Here is a 26,658-nt window from a genome sequence, read left to right on the forward strand (position 1 = left end):
CATGTTTTTGACCTGGGCTTGAGGAAAAACGTTCGCGGTCACGCCGGGCCTTGCCGGAAAATGAGTCGACTCCCGACCTCCTGCCGACTCCGAGAGACACGCGTGCTCATAAAACTCCTGCGGGCCTGTCTCGGCCCGTACAAGAAACCGATCATGCTGCTGGTGGCTCTCCAGCTGCTGCAGACCTGCGCCACCCTCTACCTCCCCTCTCTCAACGCCGACATCATCGACAACGGTGTCATCGAGGGGGACACCGGCTACATCCTGACGTACGGCGGCATCATGATCGCCGTCTCCATCGCCCAGGTCGTCTGCAACACGGGGGCCGTCTTCTACGGTGCGCGAACTGCGGCCGCACTGGGCCGGGATGTGCGGGCGTCGGTCTTCGACCGGGTTCAGTCGTTCTCGGCACGTGAGGTCGGGCGCTTCGGGGCCCCCTCCCTGATCACCCGTACGACCAATGACGTCCAGCAGGTCCAGATGCTGGTCCTGATGACGTTCACCATGATGGTCTCGGCGCCGATCATGTGTGTCGGCGGCATCATCATGGCGCTCGGCCAGGACGTTCCGCTGTCGGCGGTGCTGCTCGCGGTGGTGCCGGTGCTCGGCATCGCGGTGAGTCTCATCGTGCGGCGGATGCGGCCGCTGTTCCGCACGATGCAGGAGCGGCTCGACACGGTGAACCGGGTGCTGCGCGAGCAGATCACCGGCAACCGGGTCATCCGCGCATTCGTCCGCGACGGGTACGAGGAGAAGCGGTTCCGCGGCGCCAACACCGAGTTGACCGATGTGGCGCTCTCCACCGGGCGTCTGATGGCGCTGATGTTCCCGACCGTGATGACGGTCGTGAACGTGTCGTCGATCGCCGTGGTCTGGTTCGGTGCGCACCGGATCGACAGCGGCGGGATGGAGATCGGCGCGCTGACCGCGTTCCTCTCCTACCTGATGCAGATCGTCATGTCCGTGATGATGGCCACCTTCATGTTCATGATGGTGCCGCGCGCCGAGGTGTGTGCAGAGCGCATCCAGGAAGTGCTGGAGACCGATTCGAGCGTGGTGCCGCCGGTCGAGCCGGTGCGGGAGCTGCGCGCCCACGGTCATCTGGAGGTGCGGGCTGCGGACTTCCGCTACCCGGGCGCCGAGGAGCCGGTGTTGCGGTCGGTGGATCTGGTGGCGCGGCCCGGCGAGACGACCGCGATCATCGGGTCGACGGGCAGCGGGAAGTCGACGCTGCTCGGTCTCGTACCGCGGCTGTTCGATGTGACGGATGGTCAGGTGCTGGTCGACGGCACGGATGTACGGACGCTGGAGCCGACGCTGCTGGCGAAGACGGTGAGTCTGGTTCCGCAGAAGCCGTATCTGTTCTCCGGGACGGTCGCGACGAATCTGCGGTACGGAAACCCGGACGCGACCGACGAGGAGCTGTGGCACGCGCTGGAGGTCGCGCAGGCCAAGGAGTTCGTCGAGGAGCTGGAGCACGGGCTGCACGCGCCGATCGCCCAGGGCGGCACCAATGTCTCCGGCGGGCAGCGGCAGCGACTCGCGATCGCGAGGACGCTGGTGCAGCGGCCGGAGATCTATCTCTTCGACGACTCGTTCTCCGCGCTCGACTATGCGACGGATGCCGCGCTGCGCCGGGCGCTGTCGCAGGAGACGGCCGAGTCGACCGTGGTGATCGTGGCTCAGCGGGTGTCCACCATCCGTGACGCGGACCGGATCCTGGTGCTCGACGAGGGCCGGGTCGTCGGCTCCGGTACCCATCACGAACTGATGGACGGCAATGAAACCTACCGGGAGATCGTGCTCTCCCAGCTGACGGAAGCGGAGGCCGCGTAATGGCCGGGCCTGGCGGACGCATGATGGCGGGCGGGGCGCCGACCGACCGGTCCATGGACTTCAAGGGGTCGTCGAAGCGGCTGCTGAAGCGCTTCGCGACGGAGAGGACCTCGCTCTACGGGATGCTGGCGGCCTGTGTGCTGAGCGTCGGCCTCTCGGTGGTGGGACCGAAGATTCTCGGCAGGGCGACGGACCTGGTGTTCGCCGGGGTCATCGGCCGGCGGCTGCCCGAGGGCACGACGAAGGAGCAGGCCGTCGAGGGCCTGCGCAAGACCAACAGCGGCCTGGCCGACCTGCTCTCCGGGGTCGACTTCACCCCTGGCCACGGCATCGACTTCGGTGCGGTGGGCGACGTACTGCTGACGGCACTGGCGGTCTATGTCGGTGCCGGTCTGCTGATGCTGGTGGCAACCCGGCTGTCGATCCGGATCATCAACCAGGTCGTGTTCCAGCTGCGCGAGGACATCCAGACGAAGCTGTCGCGGCTGCCGCTGTCGTACTTCGACCGGGCCAAGCGCGGCGAGGTGCTCAGCCGGGCGACGAACGACATCGACAACATCTCTCAGACGATGCAGCAGACGATGGGCCAGCTCATCAACTCCCTGCTGACCATCGTCGGCGTGCTGATCATGATGTTCTGGATCTCGCCGCTGCTGGCCCTGGTCGCGCTGGTGACGGTGCCGCTGTCGGTGGTCGTGGCGACGAAGGTCGGCAAGCGGTCGCAGCCGCAGTTCGTGCAGCAGTGGAAGGTGACGGGAAAGCTCAACGCCCATATCGAGGAGATGTACACCGGGCACTCCCTGGTGAAGGTCTTCGGGCGGCAGGAGGAGTCCGCGAGGGACTTCGCCGAGCAGAACGACGCACTGTACGAGGCGAGCTTCCGGGCGCAGTTCAACAGCGGGATCATGCAGCCGCTGATGATGTTCGTGTCGAACCTGAACTATGTGCTGATAGCCGTCGTCGGTGGGTTGCGGGTGGCGTCGGGTGCGCTGTCGATCGGTGACGTCCAGGCGTTCATCCAGTACTCGCGGCAGTTCTCGATGCCGCTGACGCAGGTCGCCTCGATGGCGAACCTGGTGCAGTCGGGTGTCGCCTCGGCCGAGCGGATCTTCGAGCTGCTGGACGCCGAGGAGCAGGGCCCCGACGCCCGGACCGGTGAGCGTCCGGCGGAGCTGCTCGGCAGCGTCTCGCTGGAGAAGGTGTCGTTCCGGTACGAGCCGGACAAGCCGCTCATCGAGAATCTGTCGCTGAACGTCGAGCCGGGCCACACGGTCGCGATCGTCGGCCCTACCGGCGCCGGCAAGACGACGCTGGTCAACCTGCTGATGCGGTTCTACGAGGTGACGGGCGGCCGGATCGCACTCGACGGCGTCGACGTGGCGCAGATGTCGCGCGACGAGCTGCGATCGGGGATCGGCATGGTCCTCCAGGACACCTGGCTGTTCGGCGGGTCGATCGCGGACAACATCGCGTACGGCGCTTCGCGCGAGGTCACCCGGGAGGAGATCGAGGAGGCGGCGAGGGCGGCCCACGCCGACCGCTTCATCCGTACCCTGCCGGACGGTTACGACACGGTGATCGACGACGAGGGCACCGGGGTCAGCGCGGGTGAGAAGCAGCTGATCACCATCGCGCGGGCGTTCCTGTCGGACCCGGTGATCCTGGTACTCGACGAGGCGACGAGCTCCGTCGACACCCGTACCGAGGTGCTGATCCAGAAGGCGATGGCCCGCCTCGCGCACGGCCGTACGAGCTTTGTGATCGCGCACCGGCTCTCCACCATCCGGGATGCGGACGTCATCCTGGTGATGGAGAACGGGGCGATCGTCGAACAGGGCACGCACGACGAGCTGTTGGAGGCGCAGGGGGCGTACGCCCGGCTGTATGCGGCGCAGTTCGCGCAGGCGGTCGCCGAGGTCGACTGATCTCTTCGGCGCGACCTCAGTCCAGGTAGCCGCGGAGCTGGTCGGCGAAGGCGTGGTCCCGCAGCTTGTTGAGGGTCTTGGATTCGATCTGGCGGATGCGTTCGCGTGTCACGCCGAAGATCCGGCCTATCTCTTCGAGTGTGCGGGGCCGGCCGTCGTCCAGCCCGTAGCGCAGCTGGACCACCTTCCGCTCCCGCTCGCCCAGGGTGGAGAGCACCGCTTCGAGGTGCTCGCGCAGCAGCAGGAACGCGGCGGACTCCACCGGGGACGCCGCGTCTCCGTCCTCGATCAGGTCGCCGAGCGCGACGTCGTCCTCCTCGCCGACCGGTGCGTGCAGCGAGACGGGTTCCTGAGCGAGCCGCAGCACTTCACCGACCCGTTCCGGCGTCAGGTCCAGCTGGGCGGCGACCTCTTCGGGCGTCGGCTCGTAGCCGCGTTCCTGGAGCATCCGGCGCTGCACCCGTACGACGCGGTTGATCAGCTCGACGACATGGACCGGGACCCTTATCGTCCGCGCCTGGTCGGCGAGGGCGCGGGACATGGCCTGCCGGATCCACCAGGTCGCGTACGTCGAGAACTTGTAGCCCCGGGCGTAGTCGAATTTCTCGACGGCCCTGATCAGTCCGAGGTTTCCCTCCTGGACCAGATCGAGCATGGTCAGTCCGCGGCCGATGTAGCGTTTGGCGACGGAGACGACGAGGCGCAGGTTCGCCTCGATCAGGCGGCGCTTCGCCATCCGCCCCAGGACCACCAACCGGTCGAGATCGACGGCGAGTCGGGAGTCCGGGTCCGGGGTTCTCGCGAGCCGCTCCTCGGCGAAGAGGCCGGCCTCGATGCGGCGGGCGAGCTCCACCTCGTCGGCGGCGGTGAGCAGCGGGATGCGTCCGATCTCCCGCAGGTACTGACGGAAGAGGTCGGAAGACGGGCCGCCGGTGTCGGTGCGGCCGCGCGACTCCGGGAGTTCGGGCATCTCCGCCTGCTCCTCCAGGACGGCGTCGGCTGCGACGACCGCCTCGGGCGGTTCCGAAGGTTCGGGCGGTTCGGGTGTCAGTGGGTCCACCGCTGCCTCCGGATGATGCATGGCCCGGTTCTGCGCGGGGACGGCCGAGACACGCTCGGTTGTGGTCACGGTCCGGGTCTGCACGGGGGCGACCTCCAGGTGATCGCTGCCGGATCGCGGGGATGGGAGGTCCACCGTGCAGTGGGCCGACCGCGCTCCGATGACTCAGGCACCGCCCCCCAGTGTGGGGGAAGACACATCGCCGCCACGAGGGGCGTGCGCGGACTTTCTGAGTCCGGTCCGTAACCGGCCGGTTACGCGCGGGGAGGCCGGGCCCCGGCCATGATCCGCCGGACCGGCCCCGGTCGCGTCAGAGCGCGTCGGCGCCGTTGTTGCTCAGGGACTGGGCGTACTGCTGGAGGACCCAGACCTCGTTCTGCGCGGCCGCCAGATGGTCGGGAGCCACATTGCTGCCGAGACGGCTGAGGCTGCCCTGGACGTCGTTGATCCGCCGGTCGACGGCGCGCAGCCGGACCTTGACCAGGTGCTCGCCCGCGTACGCCTCGTCGATGGACTTGCCGTGGAAGACCTCCACGGCAAGCTCGGTGACCAGCTTGCGCACCGTGTCGTTGGGAGCGGCATCGAGGACGCCGACCAGATACTCGCGGGTGTCGGCGAGGCCCCGCTCGGCACCGCCCGCCTCCGCGATGCACTGCCGCACCGCCGCGTACGGCGGGGCGGTGAACTCGTCGACCCCGTAGGCGTCGAAGGCCGGGGCGACCAGGGCGGGCCGCTGCAGGGCGAGCTTGAGCAGCTCGCGCTCGGTGCGGTGGGCGGGGCTGCGGAGATGGAGCGCGGGGCCCGACGGGCCGGCGGTGGGCCGGGCCTGCTGGTGCTGGGGGCCGCCGCGGGTGGGCGCAGGGGCGGGGCCCCGGTCGCCGCGGTCGCGGGCCCAGCGGGCCAGCTGGGCGACGCGCTTGACGACGAACTGGGTGTCGAGGATGCCGAGCATCCCGGCCAGCTGGACGGCGACCTCGTGCTGCGAGGAGCTGTTCTTGATCCGGGCGACGACGGGGGCGGCCTCGTCGAGGGCCGCGCCGCGGCCCGCGGGGGTCTCCAGGTCGTACCGCCCGACGATCTGGCGGAGCGCGAACTCGAAGAGCGGCGTGCGTGGTTCGACCAGGTCGCGGACGGCCTCGTCGCCCTTGACGAGCCGCAGATCGCACGGGTCCATGTTGTCCGGGGCGATCGCGATGTACGTCTCCGCGGCGAACTTCTGATCATCCTCGAAGGCCCGCAGGGCGGCCTTCTGACCGGCCGCGTCGCCGTCGAACGTGAAGATCACCCGGGCGCTGCCGTTGTCCATCAGGAGCCGGCGGAGGATCTTGATGTGGTCGCCGCCGAAGGCCGTACCGCAGGTGGCGATGGCGGTGGTGATGCCGGCGAGGTGGCAGGCCATGACGTCGGTGTAGCCCTCGACGACGACGGCCCGGCTGGCCTTCGCGATGTCCTTCTTCGCGAGGTCGATGCCGTACAGCACCTGCGACTTCTTGTAGATCGCGGTCTCGGGGGTGTTGAGGTACTTCGGCCCGTTGTCGTCGTCGCGGAGCTTGCGGGCACCGAAGCCGACGACCTCGCCGGACGTGTCGCTGATCGGCCACATCAGCCGGCCGCGGAAGCGGTCGATGGGACCGCGGCGGCCGTCCTGGGAGAGGCCCGAGGTGATCAGCTCCCGGTCGCTGAACCCCTTGCCCCGGAGGTAGCGGGTGAGGTGGTCCCAGCCGGCCGGGCTGTAGCCGACGCCGAAGTGGGCCGCCGCCGCCTGGTCGAAACCGCGCTCGGCGAGGAACTTCCGGCCGATCTCCGCCTCGGGACCGTCCAGCTGCTCGACATAGAACTGGGCGGCGGCCTTGTGCGCCTCGACCAGCCGGATGCGCTCACCGCGCTGGTGGGAGGGGTTGTAGCCGCCCTCCTCGTAGCGCAGGGTGATGCCCGCCTTGGCGGCGAGCCGCTCGACCGTCTCGGAGAAGGAGAGGTGGTCGATCTTCATCACGAACGCGATGGTGTCGCCGCCCTCCTGGCAGCCGAAGCAGTGGAAGAGTCCCTTGCTCGGGCTGACCTGGAAGGAGGGCGACTTCTCGTCGTGGAACGGGCAGAGCCCCTTGAGGTTGCCCCCGCCCGCGTTCCGCAGCTGGAGGTACTCCGAAACGACGGCGTCGATCGGGACCGCGTCCCGGACCGCCTTCACATCGTCGTCATTGATCCTGCCTGCCACGGGTGAAGTCTACGGGTGAGGGCGGACAGCAGGAGCGCACGGTCGTCGTCGCGGGCGCCGGACGGAACCCTGATCACGACCGCCCGGCGACGGAGAAGACAGTGGGGAACACCGCGCAGAACACCGTCCTGATACGGCTCAGATCAGCGACTCCAGGGGCACCGACGGGTCCGCGAGCGCGTCCGGGTCGATCTGCCGGCCGGTCCGGATCAGCTCCTGCACGGTCTCGGTGACATCCCACACATTGACGTTCATCCCGGCCAGCACCCTGCGGTCCTTCAGCCAGAACGCGATGAACTCCCGCTTGCCCGCGTCGCCGCGGATGACGACCTGGTCGTACGAGCCCGGCGGCGCCCAGCCCGAGTATTCGAGCCCCAGGTCGTACTGGTCGGAGAAGAAGTACGGCACGCGGTCGTAGCCGACGTCCCGGCCGAGCATGGCACGGGCGGCGGCCGGGCCGCTGTTGAGCGCGTTCGCCCAGTGCTCCACGCGCAGCCGGGTGCCGAACAGCGGGTGCGGCATGTTGGCCACGTCCCCGGCAGCGTAGATGTCCGGGTCGGAGGTGCGCAGCGAGGCATCGACCGCGATGCCGCCGCCGTCGCTGCGGGCGGCGATCGCGAGGCCGGCGGCTTCGGCGAGGGCGGCGCGCGGGGCGGCGCCGATCGCAGCGAGGACGTCGTGGGCGGGGTGTTCCTCGCCGTCGTCGGTGCGGGCGGCGAGGACCATGCCGTCCTGACCGATGATCTCGGTGAGCCGGGTGCCGAAGTGGAAGCGGACGCCGTGGTCTCTGTGGAGTTCGGTGAAGATCTGGCCGAGCTCGGGGCCGATGACCCGGAGCAGCGGGGTCGCCTCCGGCTCGACGACGGTGACCTCGGCACCGTATCCCCGGGCCGCCGCCGCGACCTCCAGGCCGATCCAGCCCGCCCCGGCGATCACCAGATGGCCGTTGTCGCGGCCGAGCGCGGACAGCACGTTCTTCAGCCGGTCGGCGTGGGCGAGGCGGCGCAGATGGTGGACGCCGGCCAGATCCGTACCGGGGATGTCGAGGCGGCGGGGTTCGGCGCCGGTGGTGAGCAGCAGCTTGTCGTAGTGGATGACGGTGCCGTCGCCGAGCTCCACGGAGCGGCCGCCACGGTCGATGGCGGTGACGGGCTGGCCGAGGTGGAGCTCCACATCGGCGCCCGCGTACCAAGCCGTCTCATGGACGAAGACGCTTTCCCGGGCCTCCTTGCCGACCAGATAGCCCTTGGAGAGGGGAGGTCGTTCGTACGGATGGTCACGCTCATCGCCGACCAGGATCACCCGGCCGCTGAAACCCTCCGAACGGAGTGTCTCGGCTGCCTTCGCTCCGGCCAGTCCTCCCCCGACGATGACGAACGTCCGATGTGCGTCGACCACTTTGGTACCTCCTCGGTGCTTGCTGCGCTCCGCCGCCACCTGCGAGCGTCCCGCACGCAGCGTGATGGCGAAAGAGGGTGTACCCCGATCAGGTCACACCCGGTGGCCACAGGCCGGGGCCGACGCCGCACGGAACGGGCCCCGGGCGGAGCCGCGCGCCCGCCCGGCGTGGCATGTGCTCCCAGCACATCACCTGCGCCGTTGCCGACCGTCATCGCCGCGCCCCACGGCCGCAGGACTTGCCCGCGGCCGCCGAACAGGCAGGCGAATACGGAGGGGACGCCGGCGGGTGCCCGTATCCCGGACGGCGGCCCGCCGGGCCACCTTTCGCCCACAACGCACAGGTGGCCCGGAGCGCGGGCGGCCGGTCCGCGTCCGGGCAGGGCGCGCGGCAGCGGGGCGCTCGGGGACGCGGCGCACCGGGGCAGCCGCCCGGCGGTCCCTCACCGCCCCCGGGCGGTGAGGGAGGCGTGCAGTGAGCGGGCCGAGGCGTCCGTGAGGGCGGCGATCTGATCGACCAGGACGCGCTTGCGGGACCGGTCGTCGCAGGCGTGCTCGTACAGCGCGCGGAACTGTGGTTCCAGGCCCTCGGGGGCGCGCGCCGTCAGCGCCGCGGCCAGTTCCGCGATGACGATCCGCTGGGCGGCACGGATCGCTTCCTGTTCGGCGCGCTGCATCACATAGCGGTCGGCCACCGCCTTCAGGACCGCGCATTCATTGCGTGCCTCGCGCGGGACGACGAGCTCGGCCGCGTACCTGCCGAGGCGACCGGCTCCGTACGCCTGGCGGGTCGCGGTCTCGGCGGCGAGGCAGAACCGGCCGATCAGCTGGCTCGTCGCGTCCTTCAGCCGGGCCTGGGCGACGGCGGATCCGTCGTAGCCGTGCGGCCACCACTCCTGGCCGATGAGCCGGTCGAGGGCGTCGGCCAGCTCCTGCGGCTCGGTGTCGAGCGGGACGTAGCGCCCGATCGCCACGTCCCAGATCTCGCGGCGCTCCGGCTCCGCGAAGAGGCAGTCGGGGTCGATGTGGCCGGCGTGCAGACCGTCCTCGAAGTCGTGTACCGAGTACGCGACATCGTCGGACCAGTCCATCACCTGGGCCTCGAAGCACTTGCGGTACGACGGGGCGCCCTTGCGGGCCCACTCGAAGACCGGCAGGTCGTCCTCGTACACCCCGAATTTCCGGGAGCCGGGGTCGGTGGGGTGGCCGCCGCGTGGCCACGGGTACTTGGTGGCGGCGTCCAGCGCCGCCCGGGTCAGATTGAGCCCGACGCTGACCAGTTCGCCGGTCCGCACGTCGCGCACGAACCGCTTCGGCTCCAGCCGGGTCAGCAGCCGCAGCGACTGGGCGTTGCCCTCGAAGCCGCCGCAGTCGGAGGCGAAGTCGTTGAGCGCCTGCTCACCGTTGTGCCCGAACGGCGGGTGGCCCATGTCGTGCGCCAGACAGGCCGTCTCGACCAGATCGGGGTCGCAGCCGAGCGCGGCGCCGAGCTCCCGGCCGACCTGGGCGCATTCCAGGGAGTGCGTGAGTCTGGTCCGGGGACTGGCGTCCCAGGCGAGGCTGCGGGTGCCGGGCGTGACGACCTGGGTCTTCCCGGCGAGTCTGCGCAGCGCGGCGGAGTGCAGCACCCGGGCGCGGTCCCGCTGGAAGGCGGTGCGGCCCGGCCGTTTGTCGGGCTCGGTGTCCCAGCGCTCGGTGTCGGCCGCGCCGTAGGGCGTGGTGCCGTGTTCCTGTGTGCCCCGCGTACCGTCCATGGTCACGACAGTAAACGGCCGGACCGACAAGAAGGCTCAGGCGGACGCCAGGAGATGGCCGTTCGTCGCGACTTCATGTGCCGGGAGTGCGCCGGCCAACGCCTGGTCGTACCGGTGCAGGAGGAGTCGCGCCATCGCGGGGTGCGCGCCGAGCGGGGCCGCGGCGGTGCCGGGGGCGGCAGCGGCGGCGGCCGTCGCGAAGCGGCCGGGTGCGGTGAAGTACGAGGCGACGGCGACCCGGTGCCGGCCGCGGGCGGTGAGGGCGCGCACCGCGACGGGGACGGTGGGCGTGGTGGCGGAGGCGTACGCGGCGACGACGGGCACCCCGCCGAGCCGTTCGCTGAGCATCCGTGCGGTGCGGCGGGTGTCTGCGGCCGAATCGGGGTCGCGCGAACCGGCGGCGGCGAGGACGACGGCGGAGCCGCGGCTGTCGGCCTCCTCGGCCGGCCAGCCCGCTTCGACGAGCCGTTCGTACAGCGCCTCGACGAGCAGGGGGTGCGGCCCGAGCGGCGCGGCGATCGTGGCCCGTAGGGCCGGTGCGGCGGCGACTGCCGCAGGTATGTCCCGCTTGACGTGGTGGCCGCGGCCGAGCAGCAGCGGTACGAGAACGGCGTCACCGGACCCCAGGCCGGCCAGGGCCGCCGGCAGGAGCGGCTCGTTCAGCTCGATGTGGCCGAGCCGGACGTCCAGCCCCGGGCGCAGCTCCCGCACCCGGTCCAGCAGTTTCATGGCCGTGCGCAGCGCCTGAGGGTCGCGGCTGCCGTGCGCCACGGCGACGAGGGCGGGGGCGCGGGTGGTGGTGGCGGGGCCCGGTGCGGAGCCGCCGGTGCGGTGGTGCATGGGTCTGCGCGTTCCGTTCAGGGAGACATGGCTGAGCTGGGCGCCGAGCTGGGCGGTGATTCGGGTCAACAGTTGCGCTGTGCTGTCGAGAGGCAGGGACTCACGGGGCTGTGCCGATGCCGACTCCGTCATGCACCGATGGTGGCGGGCGCAGGTTGCCAGGTCGTTGCGCAGGGGTGACGAGTCTTTGCCACGGGCTCACGGCGCGGTCGGCGGCCCGAAGAGGCGCTCCAGGACGTGGGCCACCCCGTCCTCCTCGTTGGACATCGTGTGTGACGGTACGGCGGCGAGCACGGCCGGGTGGGCGTTGCCCATGGCGTATCCGGTGCCCGCCCAGTCGAGGACGGTCAGGTCGTTGGGCATGTCGCCGAAGGCGATGACCTCCGTGGCGTCGATGCCGCGTCCGGCGCAGAGCTCCGCGAGAGTGCCCGCCTTGGTGACCCCGGACGCGCTGATCTCCAGGAGCCCGCGCCCGCCGGAGTGGGTGAACTGGACTTCGCTGCCCGCCGGGCCCACCCCTTGCCGGGCTGCGGCCAGCAGGGTGTCCGCGTCGAGCCGGTCGGACCAGGCGAGGAGTTTGGTGACGGGTACGTCGGTCAGCCACAGGTCCGCCAGGGACGCTACGGGCAGTTCGGCGTCGATGTCCTCGGACAGGCGCAGCCGGTACGCCGGTTCGTAAAGGACCTGGTTGCCGGTCTCCAGGGCGAAGCCCACCTCCGGCAGGACGGCGGCGAGTGCGGTGGCCACGCGCTGGGCGACGGTGACGGGCAGGGCGCGGGAGGAGACGACCGTACGCGTCCCGATGTCGTAGACCAGCGCGCCGTTGCTGCACACCGCCGTCCCCGTCAGCCCCGTCGCCTCGGCGAGCCGGTCGACGAACCTGGGCGGCCTGGCAGTGATGAGGACGACCTCCGCACCGGCGCTCTCGGCCGAGCGCAGGGCGCGGAGGGTGCGGGACGAGAGGGTGCCGTCGCGGCGCAGAAGAGTGCCGTCGAGGTCGGAGGCGATCAGTCTGGGAAGCAACATCGGCCGATTTTATTGGGCGGGGTCCGCGCCCGGCGTGTGTACGGCACGCTTTGCCGCCGCATGTCACCGGCGCGGTGGCGACGGCACGTCGGGCTGCGGCCGAGGCCGGTCCGGATGAAGAAAGTCGCGGCGTGGAGAACCCTTTTGACCTGATACTCGTCCGATCAGTTGACGCAATGACACCGACCGAGGGACTCCGATGCGAGGGAAGCGGCCGCAATGGCCGGGGTGGCTCGGGCGGCTGCGGCCGCGCCGGCCGCGCACGCGGCGTGGGCAACGGTGGGCCGTGCAGGGGGTGATGGCAGCCTGTGTGCTGGGCCTGGCTCCCGCGACCTGGATGTACTCCGTCGCCGACGCCCGTGTCCGGACGACCGCGGACGCGCCCGCGCAGCAGGTCGCCGTGGTGTTCGGGGCCGGGCTGTGGGACGGGAAGCCGTCGCCGTATCTCGCGAACCGGCTGAATACGGCCGCCGAGCTGTACCGGGACGGCAAGGTGAAGGTCGTGCTGGTGACCGGTGACAACAGCCGGGAGGAGTACGACGAGCCGGATGCCATGCGGGCGTATCTCGTGGCGCACGGGGTGCCGGACAAGCGGATCGTCAGTGACTTCGCCGGGTTCGACACGTGGGATTCCTGCGTGCGGGCCAAAAAGATCTTCGGGGTCGACCGGGCCGTGCTGGTGAGCCAGGGGTTCCACATCCGGCGGGCGATCGCGCTGTGCCGGGCCGCGGGCATCGACGCGTACGGGGTCGGGGTCGACGCCGAGCACGATGCGACCTGGTACTACGGCGGGACACGGGAGGTGTTCGCGGCGGGCAAGGCGGCACTGGACGCGATGTTCAAGCCGGATCCGCACTTCCTGGGGCCCGAGGAGCCCGGGGTCGGGGAGGCTCTGGCGACCGGCGGCCGGTGAGGACGCCGACCGGCCTCACCGGCCCGGCGGAGGCCGACCTCACGGGCCCGGCGGGGGCGGGCTGAGGTCCACGTTCCGGCGGCGTAACCGGTCGCGGGCGCCCGCGTAACACCTGGCCCGCACGCTGGGGCCCATGGCCCGCACCGAGACTGCCCCCACCGCGACCCACTGCCCGTACTGCTCGCTGCAGTGCGGGATGAATCTGCGACCGGTCACCGGCGGCCCGGTGGTCGAGGTCGTGGAGCGTACCGATTTCCCCGTCAACCGCGGCGCCCTGTGCGGCAAGGGCCGGACCGCGCCGGCCGTGCTCTCCTCACGGGTACGGCTGACCGGACCGCTCGTGCGCGACGCGGTCAGCGGCGAGCTGGAGCCGGCCGGCTGGGACGAGGCGCTGGCCGCGATCGCCGACGGGCTCCGGCGCACCCGGGCCGTGCACGGGCCCGATGCCGTGGGGGTGTTCGGCGGCGGTGGGCTCACCAACGAGAAGGCGTACACGCTCGGGAAGTTCGCCCGGGTCGTCCTGTCGACCTCGCAGATCGACTACAACGGTCGGTTCTGCATGTCGTCGGCGGCCGCCGCGCACCAGCGGGCCTTCGGCCTCGACCGCGGGCTGCCGTTCCCCCTGGAGGACATCGCGCGCACCGGGTGCGTGATCCTCGTCGGGTCGAACCTCGCCGAGACCATGCCGCCCGCGCTGCGCTTTCTGACCGAACTGCGGGAGAACGGCGGCCGGTTGATCGTCATCGATCCGCGCCGGACCCGCACCGCCGAGCAGGCCGATCTGCATCTGGCGCCCCGGCCCGGCACGGATCTCGCGCTCGCGCTCGGAATGCTGCATCTGGTGGTGGCGGCCGGCCGGGTGGACGAGGAGTTCGTACGCGACCGTACGACCGGCTGGGACGAGGCCAGGGCCGGAGTCATGGCGCACTGGCCGGAGCTGGTGGAGCGGCTGACCGGGGTGCCGGTGCCGCAGCTGCGGGAGGCCGTCGAGATGTTCTGCGATGCGCGGAACGCAATGGTGCTGACCGCGCGCGGACCCGAGCAGCAGTCCAAGGGCACGGACACGGTCGGCGCCTGGATCAACCTCTGTCTGGCCACCGGCCGGGCGGGCAGACCGCTGTCCGGGTACGGCTGTCTGACCGGGCAGGGCAACGGTCAGGGCGGGCGCGAACACGGGCAGAAGGCCGACCAGTTGCCCGGCTACCGCAAGCTCACCGACCCGGCGGCGCGCCGCCATGTGGCGCAGGTGTGGGGGGTCGACCCGGACTCGCTGCCGGGGCCGGGGCGCAGTGCGTACGAGCTCCTCGACGCGCTGGGGACGGACGTGCGGTCGCTGTTGGTGATGGGGTCCAACCCGGTGGTGTCCGCGCCGCACGCCGCGCATGTGGAGGAGCGGCTGCGGTCGCTGGACTTCCTCGCGGTCGCGGACGTGGTGCTGTCGGAGACGGCGGCGCTGGCCGATGTGGTGCTGCCGGTGACGCAGTGGGCGGAGGAGACCGGGACGACGACCAGTCTGGAGGGCAGGGTGCTGCTGCGGCAGCGGGCGGTCACCGCGCCGGACGGCGTCCGCAGCGATCTGGAGGTGCTGCACGGGCTGGCCGCGCTCCTCGGGCACGGCAAGGGGTTCCCCACCGACCCCGAGGAGGTCTTCGACGAGCTCCGGCGTGCCTCCGCGGGCGGTCCCGCCGACTATGCGGGGATCACGTACGGGCGGATCGCAGCGGAGAACGGGGTGTTCTGGCCGTGCCCGGACGAGCAGCATGCCGGTACGCCGCGGCTGTTCCTGGACCGGTTCGCCACGGACGACGGGCGGGCGCGGTTCGTACCCGTGACGCACCGTCCGGCCGCCGAGGAGACCGACCGGGAGTATCCGGTGGTACTGACGACCGGTCGGGTGGTCGCCCAGTACCAGTCGGGTGCGCAGACCCGCCGGGTCGACGAGCTCAACGCCGCAGCCCCCGGCCCGTTCGTGGAACTGCATCCGCGGCTCGCCGAGCGGATCGGGGTGGCGGAGGGCGATCCGGTGGCGGTCACCTCGCGGCGCGGGCGGGCGGTGGCGCCCGCCCGGATCACCGGGGCGATCCGGCAGGACACCGTCTTCATGCCGTTCCACTGGGCGGGTGAGGGCCGGGCCAACACGCTGACGAACCCGGCCCTGGACCCGGTGTCGCGGATGCCGGAGTTCAAGGTGTGCGCGGTGCGGGTGGAGGCGGCCGCCGGGTGAGCCAATCGCCTCCCGGGATGGGGATGCCGCCGGTACGGAGGGTGCGGGTGACGGGGGCGGCGGCGAGGTAGACCCAGGCGCGGGCGGTTCCGGTGCCGGGCGGGACCGCGCCCGGGAGGCGGACTTCGCGGACGACCCGCTCGTAGAGATTGCGCGGGTGTCCCGGTCCGACGTACTCCTCCAGCCGGTCGAGGAGGACGAGCAGCTCCGCGTACCTGGTGGGCGTGGCCGTGACGAGCGTGCCGCGCACGGTGCCGTGGCCCTCGATCGCGTACGGGTAGCCGGGGCCTTCGTACAGCAGGGCGCCCGGCAGCAGGGCCGGCTGTTCCGCGATCGCCCGGTCCCGGAGGAAAAGGTCGTGGTTGGGTTCGCCGGGGAGCAGCGTGCCGTAGACGAAGAAGGGCAGTTCGGGGTCGGTCCGCGGCATGGTCAGAGGGCCGTGACCGGGGCTGTCTCCGCAGTCACCCAGGCGAGGTAGCGGTCGCTTCCCCGTACCACCGGCGTCGCGATGATCTCCGGGGTCTCGTAGTCGTGCGCCGCCCGGAGGTGTTCCTCCAGTTCGTCGTAGCGCCCGGCTACCGTCTTGAACAGCACCTGCCATTCCTCCGTGGTCTCGATGGCGTTCCGCCACCGGTAGACGGAGGTGACGGGCGCGGAGATCTGCGCGCATGCCGCGAGCCGCGCCTCCACCGCGCCCTGGGCGAGGGCGTGGGCCTTCTCCTCGCTGTCCGTGGTGGTCAGAACGGTCAGCCATGCCGGCGTTGTCACCGTCGGTCTCCTCAGCTCTTCGGCTCTGCTCTTCGGATCTTGTGCCTGTGGCGTGTCCTTCTCGTCGATTGTCGGGGCGGTTCGGTGCTGTGTCCTCCTTCATCGCCGTTGCGGTATGGACATGACATGTCATGAACCCTTAAATCTGAGGCGAGCTCAGAAGCACCGCTCAGATCGCCCTTTCCCCCCGCACCCCGAGGAGTCCGATGAGATCGATTCGGCATGCATCGCGCCTCACCCCGCTCGGCATAGCCGCTGTCGGCGCCGCCCTGCTGGCCTCCGCCCTCACCGCGACCACGGGCGCCGCCGCGGCCGGTCACCCGGCCCCGAGCCCCGCCGCCGCCGTCCGTCACGCCGAGGCCGCGCTCACCGGGCACGCCACCGCACTGGGCCTCACCGGCGCCCAGGACACCGCGGTGCGCGATGTGGTCGTCGACAAGGACGGCAGCCAGCATGTGCGCTACGACCGCACCTACCGCCATCTTCCCGTCCTCGGCGGCGACTTCATCGTCCACCTCGCGCCCGACGGCGCGTACCGGAGTGCCGACCGGGCCGCCCGCGGCGATCTCGCCGTGCCGACCGTGACCCCGTCCCTCTCCGCGTCGGGCGCCGCCGACCTGGGCGCGGCCGCACTGCGCTCGGCCCACCGCGGCGTGAAGCTCCGCAAGGTCGCCGCACAGCCGCAGCTCGTCGTGGACGCCCTGCACGGCACACCCAAGCTGGCCTGGCGCACTGAGGCGGCAGGCAAGGACTCACTGGGCAACCCGGTCGCCCGCGTCGTGCTCACCGACGCACGCACGGGCCGGCAGATCGATGCCTGGGACAGCCTGGAGACGGCGTCCGGCGACGGCCGGTCGCTGTACAGCGGTACGGTCCCGCTGCAGACGACCCAGTCGGGATCGACGTACCAGCTCAAGGACGCGACGCGCGGCAACACCTACTCCGGCGACGCGCAGAACAAGACCGACGGCTGCATCCTCACCATCTGCTGGAGCCGGGCGCCCGCGGTGCTGTTCACCGACGCCGACAACCACTGGGGCAACGGCACCACCTCCGACCGCGCATCAGCAGCGGTCGACGCCCAGTACGGCACGGACACCACCTGGGACTACTACAAGAACGTGCACGGCCGGAACGGCATCGCCGGGGACGGCAAGGGCTCGTACAACCGGGTGCACTACGGCAATGGCTACAACAACGCCTTCTGGGACGACAGCTGCTTCTGCATGACGTACGGGGACGGCGACGGCTCGACCTTCGGACCGCTGGTCGCGCTGGATGTGGCCGGGCACGAGATGTCGCACGGCGTGACGTCCAAGACGGCGGCCCTCACCTACTCCGGTGAGTCGGGCGGTCTCAACGAGGCCACCTCCGACATCTTCGGCACGCTGGTGGAGTTCCACGCGAACAACCCGCAGGATCCTGGCGACTACCTGATCGGCGAGAAGATCGTGAAGTCCGGCTTCGGGAAGGCCGCGTTGCGGTTCATGGACCAGCCCTCCAAGGACGGCAACTCGGCGGACTGCTGGAGCTCCTCGGTCGGCAATCTGGATGTGCACTACTCGTCCGGTGTCGCCAACCACTTCGCGTATCTGCTGGCCGAGGGCAGCGGTCCGAAGCTCATCGGCGGCGTCCAGCACAACGGCACCACGTGCAACGGGGCGACCCTGAGCGGCATCGGCAAGGACAAGCTCGGCAAGATCTGGTACCGGGCGCTGACCGTCCACATGACGTCCTCCACCAAGTACGCGGGTGCCCGCACCGCGACGCTCGACGCGGCGAAGGACCTGTACGGCGCCGGCAGCGCGGAGCAGAACGCGGTGGCCGCGGCCTGGTCGGCAGTGTCGGTCGGCTGACCTGGAGCAGGTCCCGGAGCGGCTGCCCGTTTCGGGACCTGCACCTGCTCGATCAACCATCAATTCCCGTACGGACGCACCGCCTTGGCCTCGCGCAGCGCCTGCCCCCACCAGACGAGCTGATCGAGCAGTGTCTTCGCCGCCGCGTCCACGGCCGCCGGATCCCTGTGCCTGCGGTCGTCATCGAACAGGGCGCCCGCGTTGTGGAACGACACCGTGTCGCGGATGGAGACGGCGTGCAGTTCGGCGAAGATCTGACGGAGGTGCTCGACAGCCCGCAGACCGCCGGACACTCCCCCGTACGAGACGAAGGCGACGGGCTTGGCCTGCCATTCGGCGTGATGCCAGTCGATGAGGTTCTTCAGCGGGGCAGGGAACGAGTGGTTGTACTCGGGGGTGACGACGGCGAAGGCGTCGGCGGCGGCCAACCGGGGCGAGACCTCGGCCAGTTGCGCCTGTACGTCGGGGCCGGGGCGGTGGGAAAGGGCGAACGGGAGATCGAGGTCGGCGACGTCGATGAGGTCGGTCTCGATGTCCGGGTGGTCCGCGGTACGGGAGAGGAACCAGTCGGCGATCACGGGAGCGAAGCGGCCCTCGCGGTTGCTGGCGAGGATGACCGCGACCTTCAGGGGCGCGGTGGTGGCGGATGCGACGGGAGCAGGTGTCATGAGGTCCATGCAGCGAGCCTCGTACGTCAACCAAGGTTGAGGTCAAGCCGCATCGTCCACCCCTTCGGCATACGGTGGAACACATGACGACCGCCGCACCCCTGTACGCCGAGTTCAACGGACACGCAGCCACGGAGGCGGATCTCCTGATCCCCGCCTTCTCCAACTACGGCCACTTCACGGCCATGCAGGTCAGGGACGGAAAGGTGCGAGGCCTCGCCTTCCACCTGGCCCGGCTGGACGCCGCGAACCAGGAACTGTTCGACCACGGCCTGGACGGGGAACGGATCCGCGAGCTGATCCGGCACGCACTCGACGGTGCGGGGGTACGGGACGCCTCGACCCGGGTGTACGCCTTCCTGCCGCCCGGCGACACGGAGGCCACGGTCATGGTCACGGTGCGCGGGCCGGCGCAGAAGTCCCCCGAACCGCACAGCCTGATGTCCGTTCCGTACGTCCGCACCGTGCCGCACATCAAGCGCCCCGGCGAGTTCGGCCAGACGTATTACGGACGGCTCGCCGCACGCTCCGGCTTCGACGAGGCCCTGCTGACCGCGCCGGACGGGGCGGTGACCGAGGGCGCGATCACCAACATCGCCTTCTGGGACGGCACTTCGGTCGTCTGGCCCGCCGCCCCGTCGCTCCACGGCGTCACCATGGCGCTGCTGGAACAGGAGCTTCCGGGGGCCGGACTGGCATCCGCACGGCGACCGGTGACGCTGGACGGGATCGGCGCCTTCCGGTCGGCGTTCCTCACCAACTCACAGGGCATCGCACCGATCCGGCGGATCGACGACACGGAGTTCACCGTCGACGAGGAACTGATGAAGCAGGTGGGGCTGGCGTACGAGGGCGCCCCCCGGGACACAGTCTGAGGCCGCCCACGCGGCGGCTCGGGGGCGCTCGACCGCCCGGCCGACTGCATCGCGGTCGCCGGGGCCGCTCGGCTTCGCCCCCCCCAGAGGGAGGCCGCCCCCATCGGGCCCAGGGGGGAGTGGGTCCGATGGGGACGGCGGCCGGGCGGCCGGAGGGAGCCTTCCCGTGGGGGGTGATGTGCGTGTGCCCGGGGTCGGCGAGGCCATGCATGTGACGTACACCACTCACGCCTCGAAGGTCGTCACCCAATCGGCACGGCGTGTCGCGAAGCGGCCGGATCCCCCCTCAAACAGGGATTTGACCTGCAGATATACCGCGCGGCAAGGAGGCAGGGCCGGGCTGATCGAGTGAAAGCTGACTCGACGTCAGCAGGCGTGGGTGGCGGGCCGCCCGTTAGCTCGGAGTCAGGAGACACCAGCCAGCGCCTTCGCTCGGAGGAACCCCCCATGCCCCGTCCTGCCCGCTCCGTGACCGGCACCGCCGCCGCAGCTCTCACCGTTGCTGCGATCGGCCTCTTCACTGCCGCGCCGTCAGCGTACGCAGGCGAGCTCGGTTCACTGGAGATACCTGCGGCCGCCGCGGCTCCGGGGGACACGGTCGGAACCGCGGCCTCCGGGAGCGACACGAAGGCCACCGGGCATGCGAACTCCCTGGAGGCAGGGGTATTCACACTGACACCGGCCACCGAAAAGGAGGCGCTCGCCGACACGTTCAGGGCGCCGGAGAGGACCGGCGCGGGAAAGGTCACCGGACAGGACGACGGTAAGGACACCGGTCAGGACAGCGCCTCCGGTGACGAGCCGGGCACCGGGCCCAAAGTGCCTTCCCTGAACGACCTGGCCGCCAGGGGCGAGAGCCTCATCGGGAACGCGAACCCCTTCGGGCTCGGCACCTCCACCGGGCAATCCGATACCCCGCCCGGCCGTGGCACCGGGAACGGTAACGGGAACGGGAACGGCGGACGCGACACCGGGAACGGGAACGGTAACGGGAACGGCGGACGCGACACCGGCAACGGCAACGGCAACGGCAACGGCAACGGCAACGGCGGACGCGACACCGGGAACGGCAACGGAAACGGCAACGGGAACGGCGGACGCGACACCGGCAACGGCAACGGAAACGGAAACGGAAACGGGAACGGGAACGGCGGACGCGACACCGGGAACGGGAACGGCAACGGCAACGGCGGACGCGACACCGGAAACGGGAACGGGGACGGCTACGACTCGCCCACCGGTCCTTCCGGGCACGTCAAAACTGGTGTAGGCGGCTCCGTCCGCCCGGACACCACCCAGATCGCGGCGGGCGTCGGCGTTCTCGCCGCATCCGCCGTCGGCGGAGCCTGGCTCCTGCGTCGTCGGGCGAGCGGCACGCAGGCCGGCAGCTGACGGGGCGTATCCACGCCCCCGTCACCGCCAGGATTCCGTCCCGGTGGCCTCGCGCCACCGGGACGGGACCCATTCCCACCTTTCCCACCCCGGAGGACAACCGTGCCCCAGAAGGCCAAGGGCTGGCTGGTCGCCGTCGCAGTGCTGGTCGGCATCTGGCTGATCCGGAACGGCTCCGAAACCCAGCTGATGCCGCCGCAGCCGACCGCTGCCCAGGCCTTCGCGGCCGGTCCCCAAGTGCAGCCCGGCTCACCGGTCGCCGAACCGCTACGCCCTTCGACACCCATCCGTCTCCGCATCCCCAGCATCAGGGTGGACGCCCCGATGATCCGGCTCGGGCTCAGGTCCGACGGCAGTCTCGCCGTGCCGCCGGCCGAGGACCGTAACGTCGTCAGCTGGTACAAGGACGGCACCCCGCCCGGCGCCAAGGGCACCGCGCTCGTCGCCGGTCATGTCGACAACGCGCAGGGGCGGTCCGTCTTCTACAACCTGGGGTCCCTGGCGAAGGGCAGCACCATCGAGGTGGACCGCCGGGACGGGCACACCGCCGTCTTCTCGCTCGACGCCATCGAGGTGTACGCGAACAAGGACTTCCCCGACCAGAGGGTGTACGGCGCCTCGCCGAACGCCTCGCTGCGGCTGATCACCTGCGGCGGCGGCTTCTCGCGGACCACCGGCTACCAGGGCAATGTGGTGGCGTACGCGCACCTCACCGGCGTGCGGTGACCCCCGCCCGCACCCTTACGACCACTGGTCGAAGGCGAGTCTCGCGACCAGTGAGAACACCACGACCAGCAGTACACCCCGGACGAACTCACTGCCTTTCCGGAGCGCCGTCCGCGCGCCCAGCAGCCCGCCCGCCAGGTTGAACACCGCCATCAGCGCGGCCAGCTGCCACATCACATTGCCCTGGTAGGCGAACATCGCGAGGGCGCCGCCGTTGGTGCAGACGTTGACGATCTTGGCGGTGGCGGACGCCGTCACCAGATCGAGGTGGAGCACAGCGGTCAGCGCGAACACCAGGAACGTGCCGGTGCCGGGTCCGAACAGCCCGTCGTAGAAGCCGATGCCGCCGCCGACCAGCACGATCGCGGTGACGATACGGGCCCGGGTGACCTTGCGGTCCGTGGCCTCGGCGGCCTCCTTGCCGAACTGGGGCCGCAGCATCACGAACGCCGCGACCGCCAGCAGTACCACCATGATCACCGGACGCAGCACGTCACTGCTGATCCCGGCGGCGAAGAAGGCTCCGGTCATCGATCCGGTCAGCGCCATGAGCCCGATCCGGACGGCTGTCCCGACCTTCACCGGCGCCTTGCGCGCGTAGGTCACGGCGGCGCCCGACGTACCGACGATCGCGACCGCCTTGTTGGTGCCGAGGACATGCGCGGCCGGGACGTGCGGCAGGCCCAGCAGCAGCGCGGGCAGCAGGAGCAGCCCGCCGCCGCCGACCACCGCGTCGATCCAGCCCGCGGCGGCAGCGGCGAGACAGAGGACGACAAGGGTGGTCAGGGTGATGTCGGGCATGTTCGCGACTGTAAGGACGAGATACGTGTTCCGTCCAACTTTCCCGTCCGGATCCTCGGAAAGTTGAGCCAACTCTGAGGTTCCCGGACCGCAGCACCCTCACAGACGGCTTCCGGGGACGCTGAGCGCAAGGTTCCTCCCGGGAAACAGCGAGGATCCGGTCGGGTAACACCCGCCGCACAGGCTGCTCACCATGACGACAGAGACGGCGGACGCGGCACGTGTGGTGGTGATCGGCGCCGGGATGGCGGGCGCACGGCTCGCCGCCCGGATGCCCGGCGTCACCGTCATCGGCGAGGAGACGCACGCCCCGTACAACCGGGTGCTGCTGGCCGAGGTGCTGGCGGGGCGGTACGCGGCCGAGGTCATCGCCCTGCCCCCGGCCGAGGTGCGGCGCGGCGTGCGGGTGGTGCGGATCGACCGGGCGGACCGGCTGGTGCACTGCGACGACGGAAGCGTCGTGCGGTACGGGCGGCTGGTGCTGGCCACCGGGTCGAACCCGGTGCTGCCGCCGCTGCGCGGGCTCGGCACCGAGATGCCGGACGGGGTGCATGCGTTCCGTACCCTCGACGACTGCTTTGCGCTGCGGGAAGCGGTGCGTGCCGGCACCCGGAGTGTGCGCGCCGTCGTCATCGGCGGCGGACTGCTCGGCGTGTCCGCCGCCCGGGCGCTCGCCGCGTGCGGTGCGCAGGTGGTGCTGGCCCAGCAGGGCGAGCACCTCATGGAGCGGCAGCTGGACGCCGAATCGGCCGGGCTGCTCCGGCGCCACCTGGAGAGTCTCGGCGTGGAGGTGCACACCGAGTGCCGGGTTCGCGGGCTGCGCTGCGCCGACGGAGCCGTGCGGGCGGTGGAGCTCGCCGACGGCTACGAGCTGGCGGCCGAGATCACGGTGCTGGCCTGCGGTGTACGTCCCAGGACCGGGCTCGCGCAGGCGGCCGGCCTGGACGTACGCCGGGGCATCGTCGTCGACGACGGGCTGCGTACCTCCGATCCGTACATCCATGCACTCGGCGACTGCGCCGAGCACCGCGGCACCGTGTACGGCCTGGCGGGCCCGGCGCTGGAGCAGGCCGATGTGCTTGCCCAGGTGTTGGCCGGGCGGCCCGCCCGCTACGAGGGGACCCGCGCCCTGACCCGCCTCACTCTGCACGGTCCGGCCGCCGGCCCCGCGGGCCCCTTCGATCTGGCCGCGTTCGGGGAGTCCCGGCCGCTGCCCGGCGACGACGTCGTCCGGCTCGCCGACGCCACGCGTGGCGCGTACCGCTCGGTCGTCGTGCGCGGCGACCGGCTGGCGGGCGGTGTGCTGCTCGGCGATCTCGCCGCGGTCGGCACGCTCGCCCGGACCTGGGAGGACGACGAACCGCTCCCCGCCGAAACGTCCCTGCTCCATCTGCTCACCAACGACGGAGGCTTCTGAGATGCCGGTGTCCACTCCCCCGACCGACCACACCGCCCCGGTGCCCACGATCGTGGTCGTCGGACACGGCATGGTCGGCCAGCGGTTCCTGGAGGCGCTCGCCGACCGTGAACTGACCGCGACCGCGGGCACCGCCCGGGTCGTCGTCCTCTGCGAGGAGCCCCGCGCCGCCTACGACCGGGTCCAGCTCACCTCGTACTTCACCGGGCGGACCCCGGACGAGCTGTCGCTCGCCGAACCTGACTTCATGGACCGGCACGGCTTCGAGCTGCATCTCGGCAACCCTGCCGAGAGCGTGGACCGCGAGGCGCGTACGGTCACCGCACGCTCCGGGGAGACCTTCGCGTACGACACGCTGGTGCTGGCCACCGGCTCGTACCCCTTCGTGCCGCCGGTACCCGGCAAGGACGCCGCGGGCTGCTTCGTCTACCGCACCATCGAGGACCTCCTCGCCATCGAGGAGTACGCGAGGACGGCGACCACCGGCGCGGTGGTCGGCGGCGGGCTGCTCGGGCTGGAGGCGGCGGGCGCTCTGAAGGGGCTCGGGCTCGACACGCACGTCGTGGAGTTCGCGCCCCGGCTGATGCCGGTGCAGGTCGACGAGGGCGGTGGCGCGGCGCTGCTGCGCACCATCGAGTCCATGGGCCTCACCGTGCACACGGGCGTCGGTACGCAGGAGGTCACCGCGGGCGAGGACGGCGCGGTGACCGGCATGGCACTCTCCGACGGTTCGTCGCTCGCCACCGACCTGGTGGTCTTCTCGGCGGGGGTACGCCCCCGGGACCAGTTGGCCCGCGACTGCGGTCTGGCGGTCGGACCACGCGGCGGCATCATCGTCGACGAGGAGTGCCGCACCTCCGACCCGGCGGTCTTCGCGATCGGCGAGTGCGCACTGGCCGCGGACGGCCGGGTGTACGGACTCGTCGCGCCCGGTTACGAGATGGCGCAGACGGCCGCCGAGGTGATCGCGGGCAGGACGGCGGCGTTCACCGGCGCCGATCTGTCGACGAAGCTGAAGCTGCTCGGGGTGGACGTGGCGTCGTTCGGCGACGCGCACGGCACGGCCGAGGGCTGCCTCGACGTGGTGTACGCGGACTCCCGCACCGGCATCTACAAGAAGCTGGTGATCGGCCGGGACGGCACCCTGCTCGGCGGGGTGCTGGTCGGAGACGCCGAGCAGTACGGCACGCTGCGGCCGATGACCGGTACGGTCCTGCCGGTAGCCCCGGAGCAGCTGGTGCTGCCGGCCGGTGCGGGCGGCCCGGTTCCGCTCGGCCCGTCCGCGCTGCCGGACGACGCGGTGATCTGCTCCTGCCACAACGTCACCAAGGGCACGATCTGCGAGCACACCACGCTGCCCGAGGTGAAGAAGTGCACCAAGGCCGGTACCGGCTGCGGCAGTTGTGTGAAGGTGATCGGGCAGCTGCTGCCGCAGAGCCAGGACAAGGGTCTGTGCGGCTGCTTCTCGCACACCCGCAGCGAGTTGTACGAGATCGTCCGCACCCTCGGTATCGCATCGTACGCGGAACTGCTCGACTCGCACGGCCGTGAGACCGCGCGCGGCGGGGACGGCTGCGAGATCTGCAAGCCGACGGTCGGCTCGATCATCGCGTCGCTGGCTCCGACGCTCGGCGCGAGCGGCTATGTGCTGGACGGCGAGCAGGCGGCCCTGCAGGACACCAACGACCACTTCCTCGCCAACCTCCAGCGCAACGGCTCGTACTCGATCGTGCCGCGCATCCCGGGAGGCGAGATCACCCCGGAGAAGCTGATCGTGATCGGCGAGGTCGCCCGCGACTTCGGCCTCTACACCAAGATCACCGGGGGCCAGCGGATCGATATGTTCGGCGCCCGTGTCGACCAGCTGCCGCTGATCTGGATGCGCCTGGTGGACGCCGGATTCGAGTCCGGGCACGCGTACGGAAAGTCGCTGCGCACGGTCAAGTCCTGCGTGGGCCGGACCTGGTGCCGGTACGGCGTGCAGGATTCGGTACGGATGGCGATCGACCTGGAGCTGCGCTACCGCGGGCTGCGCTCGCCGCACAAGCTGAAGTCGGCGGTGTCCGGCTGCGCCCGGGAGTGCGCGGAGGCCCGTGGCAAGGACTTCGGGATCATCGCCACCGCGGGCGGCTGGAACCTGTACGTGGGCGGCAACGGCGGCGCCGAACCGCGCCACGCGGACCTGCTCGCCCAGGACCTCTCCGACGCCGAACTGGTACGCCTCATCGACCGGTTCCTGATGTTCTACATCCGCACCGCGGACCGTCTGGAGCGCACCTCGACCTGGCTGGACCGCATCGAGGGCGGCCTCGACCACGTACGGGACGTCGTTGTCCATGACTCGCTGGGGCTCTGCGAGGAGCTGGAGCGGCTGATGGCCGACCATGTCGCCGGCTACCGCGACGAGTGGGCCGAGACCATCAACGACCCGGAGCGGTTGCGGCGGTTCGTCACCTTCGTCAACGCACCCGACGCACCGGACCCGTCGGTGAAGTTCGTCCCGGAACGCGACCAGGTCAAGCCCGACCTGGAGATCCTCGCCGGCCCGGTGCTCGCCGTCCGCACTCTCGAAGGGACCTCTTCCCGATGACCGCACAGACGATGGAGACGGCGCAGCAGACGCCGGTACTCCAACTCACCGACGGAGAACACTGGTTCACGGTCTGCGAGCTGTCGCGGCTGACTCCCGGGCGCGGCATCGCCGCACTCCTCCCGGACGGCCGGCAGGTCGCGCTGTTCGTCGACCGGGCAGGGCGCGCGTACGCGATCGACAACCGCGATCCGTTCACGGGGGCGTACGTTCTCTCGCGCGGCCTGCTCGGGTCCGTCGAGGGGCGTCCGTTCGTCGCCTCGCCGCTGCTGAAGCAGCGCTTCGACCTGGCGACGGGCGCCTGCCTGGACGACGACGAGGTGCGCGTCCCGGTCTTCGCGGTGCGCGCCGCCTGACGTGCTCCGCCAAGACCG

The 26,658-nt window shown here is 70.9% G+C and carries 21 protein-coding genes; 11 read left to right on the plus strand and 10 right to left on the minus strand.

Annotated elements, in window-relative coordinates:
* The first annotated feature begins 102 nt into the window (after positions 1-102).
* Together ACWCP8_RS29600 and ACWCP8_RS29605 are read left to right on the plus strand one after the other, a co-directional pair.
* Entirely contained in the window at positions 103-1,836 is a 1,734-nt protein-coding gene (locus tag ACWCP8_RS29600) for an ABC transporter ATP-binding protein (RefSeq protein ID WP_356001059.1), read from the plus strand.
* Positions 1,836-3,761 carry an ABC transporter ATP-binding protein gene (locus tag ACWCP8_RS29605; RefSeq protein ID WP_451119135.1) on the plus strand — a complete coding sequence of 642 codons (1,926 nt, stop codon included), beginning with the start codon at positions 1,836-1,838 and terminating at the stop codon, positions 3,759-3,761. Before ACWCP8_RS29600 ends, ACWCP8_RS29605 begins: the two co-directional genes overlap by 1 nt.
* Before the next feature lie 16 nt (positions 3,762-3,777).
* On the opposite strand, the gene ACWCP8_RS29610 is transcribed toward ACWCP8_RS29605, so the two are convergent.
* The 6 genes from ACWCP8_RS29610 to ACWCP8_RS29635 all read right to left on the minus strand — a co-directional run bounded on the left by ACWCP8_RS29610 (position 3,778) and on the right by ACWCP8_RS29635 (position 12,054).
* Entirely contained in the window at positions 3,778-4,905 is a 1,128-nt protein-coding gene (locus ACWCP8_RS29610) for an RNA polymerase sigma factor (RefSeq protein WP_451119137.1), read from the minus strand.
* Positions 4,906-5,131: 226 nt separating this feature from the next.
* Positions 5,132-7,036 (minus strand): DNA primase, encoded by a 1,905-nt coding sequence (gene dnaG, locus ACWCP8_RS29615; RefSeq protein WP_352261969.1) that lies wholly within the window; start codon positions 7,034-7,036, stop codon positions 5,132-5,134.
* Positions 7,037-7,174: 138 nt separating this feature from the next.
* Complete coding sequence (locus ACWCP8_RS29620) at positions 7,175-8,434, minus strand: NAD(P)/FAD-dependent oxidoreductase (protein WP_352261970.1); 1,260 nt, start codon at positions 8,432-8,434, stop codon at positions 7,175-7,177.
* Between the two features lie 443 nt (positions 8,435-8,877).
* The gene (locus ACWCP8_RS29625; protein ID WP_352261972.1) at positions 8,878-10,188 is read right to left on the minus strand and encodes a deoxyguanosinetriphosphate triphosphohydrolase; all 1,311 of its coding nucleotides are present in this window, start codon (positions 10,186-10,188) and stop codon (positions 8,878-8,880) included.
* Positions 10,189-10,224: 36 nt separating this feature from the next.
* Entirely contained in the window at positions 10,225-11,160 is a 936-nt protein-coding gene (locus ACWCP8_RS29630; RefSeq protein ID WP_451119140.1) for a sirohydrochlorin chelatase, read from the minus strand.
* A 66-nt stretch (positions 11,161-11,226) separates the two neighbouring features.
* Positions 11,227-12,054, minus strand: coding sequence for a Cof-type HAD-IIB family hydrolase (locus tag ACWCP8_RS29635; RefSeq protein WP_451119142.1), 828 nt, complete (start codon positions 12,052-12,054; stop codon positions 11,227-11,229).
* A 199-nt stretch (positions 12,055-12,253) separates the two neighbouring features.
* Here ACWCP8_RS29635 and ACWCP8_RS29640 point away from each other — a divergent pair, with 199 nt between their 5' ends.
* Both ACWCP8_RS29640 and ACWCP8_RS29645 read left to right on the plus strand, forming a co-directional pair.
* Positions 12,254-12,967: a SanA/YdcF family protein gene (locus tag ACWCP8_RS29640; RefSeq protein WP_352261976.1), complete on the plus strand. Its 714-nt coding sequence runs from the start codon at positions 12,254-12,256 to the stop codon at positions 12,965-12,967.
* A 133-nt stretch (positions 12,968-13,100) separates the two neighbouring features.
* Positions 13,101-15,191: a molybdopterin oxidoreductase family protein gene (locus ACWCP8_RS29645; RefSeq protein ID WP_356321228.1), complete on the plus strand. Its 2,091-nt coding sequence runs from the start codon at positions 13,101-13,103 to the stop codon at positions 15,189-15,191.
* On the opposite strand, the gene ACWCP8_RS29650 is transcribed toward ACWCP8_RS29645, so the two are convergent.
* Positions 15,151-15,618, minus strand: coding sequence for a gamma-glutamylcyclotransferase family protein (locus ACWCP8_RS29650; protein ID WP_451119145.1), 468 nt, complete (start codon positions 15,616-15,618; stop codon positions 15,151-15,153). The two genes, ACWCP8_RS29645 and ACWCP8_RS29650, sit on opposite strands and share 41 nt — an antisense overlap.
* Before the next feature lie 2 nt (positions 15,619-15,620).
* Positions 15,621-15,959, minus strand: coding sequence for a divalent-cation tolerance protein CutA (cutA, locus tag ACWCP8_RS29655; protein ID WP_030970255.1), 339 nt, complete (start codon positions 15,957-15,959; stop codon positions 15,621-15,623).
* 206 nt (positions 15,960-16,165) lie between these two features.
* Here cutA and ACWCP8_RS29660 point away from each other — a divergent pair, with 206 nt between their 5' ends.
* Positions 16,166-17,815 carry a M4 family metallopeptidase gene (locus ACWCP8_RS29660; protein WP_451119147.1) on the plus strand — a complete coding sequence of 550 codons (1,650 nt, stop codon included), beginning with the start codon at positions 16,166-16,168 and terminating at the stop codon, positions 17,813-17,815.
* A 59-nt stretch (positions 17,816-17,874) separates the two neighbouring features.
* On the opposite strand, the gene ACWCP8_RS29665 is transcribed toward ACWCP8_RS29660, so the two are convergent.
* Positions 17,875-18,492 (minus strand): NADPH-dependent FMN reductase, encoded by a 618-nt coding sequence (locus ACWCP8_RS29665; RefSeq protein ID WP_352261983.1) that lies wholly within the window; start codon positions 18,490-18,492, stop codon positions 17,875-17,877.
* Positions 18,493-18,566: 74 nt separating this feature from the next.
* On the opposite strand from ACWCP8_RS29665, the gene ACWCP8_RS29670 reads away from it, so the two are divergent.
* From ACWCP8_RS29670 to ACWCP8_RS29680, 3 genes are all read left to right on the plus strand, one after another.
* Positions 18,567-19,358 carry an aminotransferase class IV family protein gene (locus ACWCP8_RS29670; protein ID WP_352261985.1) on the plus strand — a complete coding sequence of 264 codons (792 nt, stop codon included), beginning with the start codon at positions 18,567-18,569 and terminating at the stop codon, positions 19,356-19,358.
* A 447-nt stretch (positions 19,359-19,805) separates the two neighbouring features.
* Positions 19,806-20,750 (plus strand): hypothetical protein, encoded by a 945-nt coding sequence (locus tag ACWCP8_RS29675; protein WP_451119150.1) that lies wholly within the window; start codon positions 19,806-19,808, stop codon positions 20,748-20,750.
* Between the two features lie 102 nt (positions 20,751-20,852).
* Complete coding sequence (locus tag ACWCP8_RS29680) at positions 20,853-21,476, plus strand: class F sortase (RefSeq protein ID WP_352261987.1); 624 nt, start codon at positions 20,853-20,855, stop codon at positions 21,474-21,476.
* Between the two features lie 15 nt (positions 21,477-21,491).
* Here the strand turns inward: ACWCP8_RS29680 and ACWCP8_RS29685 are convergent, their stop codons facing one another.
* A complete protein-coding gene (locus ACWCP8_RS29685) occupies positions 21,492-22,277 on the minus strand; it encodes a sulfite exporter TauE/SafE family protein (protein ID WP_382839687.1) in 786 nt (261 codons plus the stop codon).
* Between the two features lie 193 nt (positions 22,278-22,470).
* Here ACWCP8_RS29685 and ACWCP8_RS29690 point away from each other — a divergent pair, with 193 nt between their 5' ends.
* From ACWCP8_RS29690 to nirD, 3 genes are read left to right on the plus strand one after another with little or no spacing between them, the layout of a single operon-like run.
* The gene (locus ACWCP8_RS29690; RefSeq protein WP_451119152.1) at positions 22,471-23,694 is read left to right on the plus strand and encodes an NAD(P)/FAD-dependent oxidoreductase; all 1,224 of its coding nucleotides are present in this window, start codon (positions 22,471-22,473) and stop codon (positions 23,692-23,694) included.
* Between the two features lies 1 nt (position 23,695).
* Positions 23,696-26,284, plus strand: coding sequence for a nitrite reductase large subunit NirB (gene nirB / locus ACWCP8_RS29695; RefSeq protein WP_451119154.1), 2,589 nt, complete (start codon positions 23,696-23,698; stop codon positions 26,282-26,284).
* On the plus strand, positions 26,281-26,640 hold the full coding sequence (nirD, locus tag ACWCP8_RS29700; protein ID WP_352261993.1) for a nitrite reductase small subunit NirD: 360 nt from the start codon (positions 26,281-26,283) through the stop codon (positions 26,638-26,640). The genes nirB and nirD overlap by 4 nt, the downstream gene beginning before the upstream one ends.
* Positions 26,641-26,658: the final 18 nt, after the last annotated feature.

The organism is Streptomyces sp. NPDC002206, assembly GCF_053593595.1.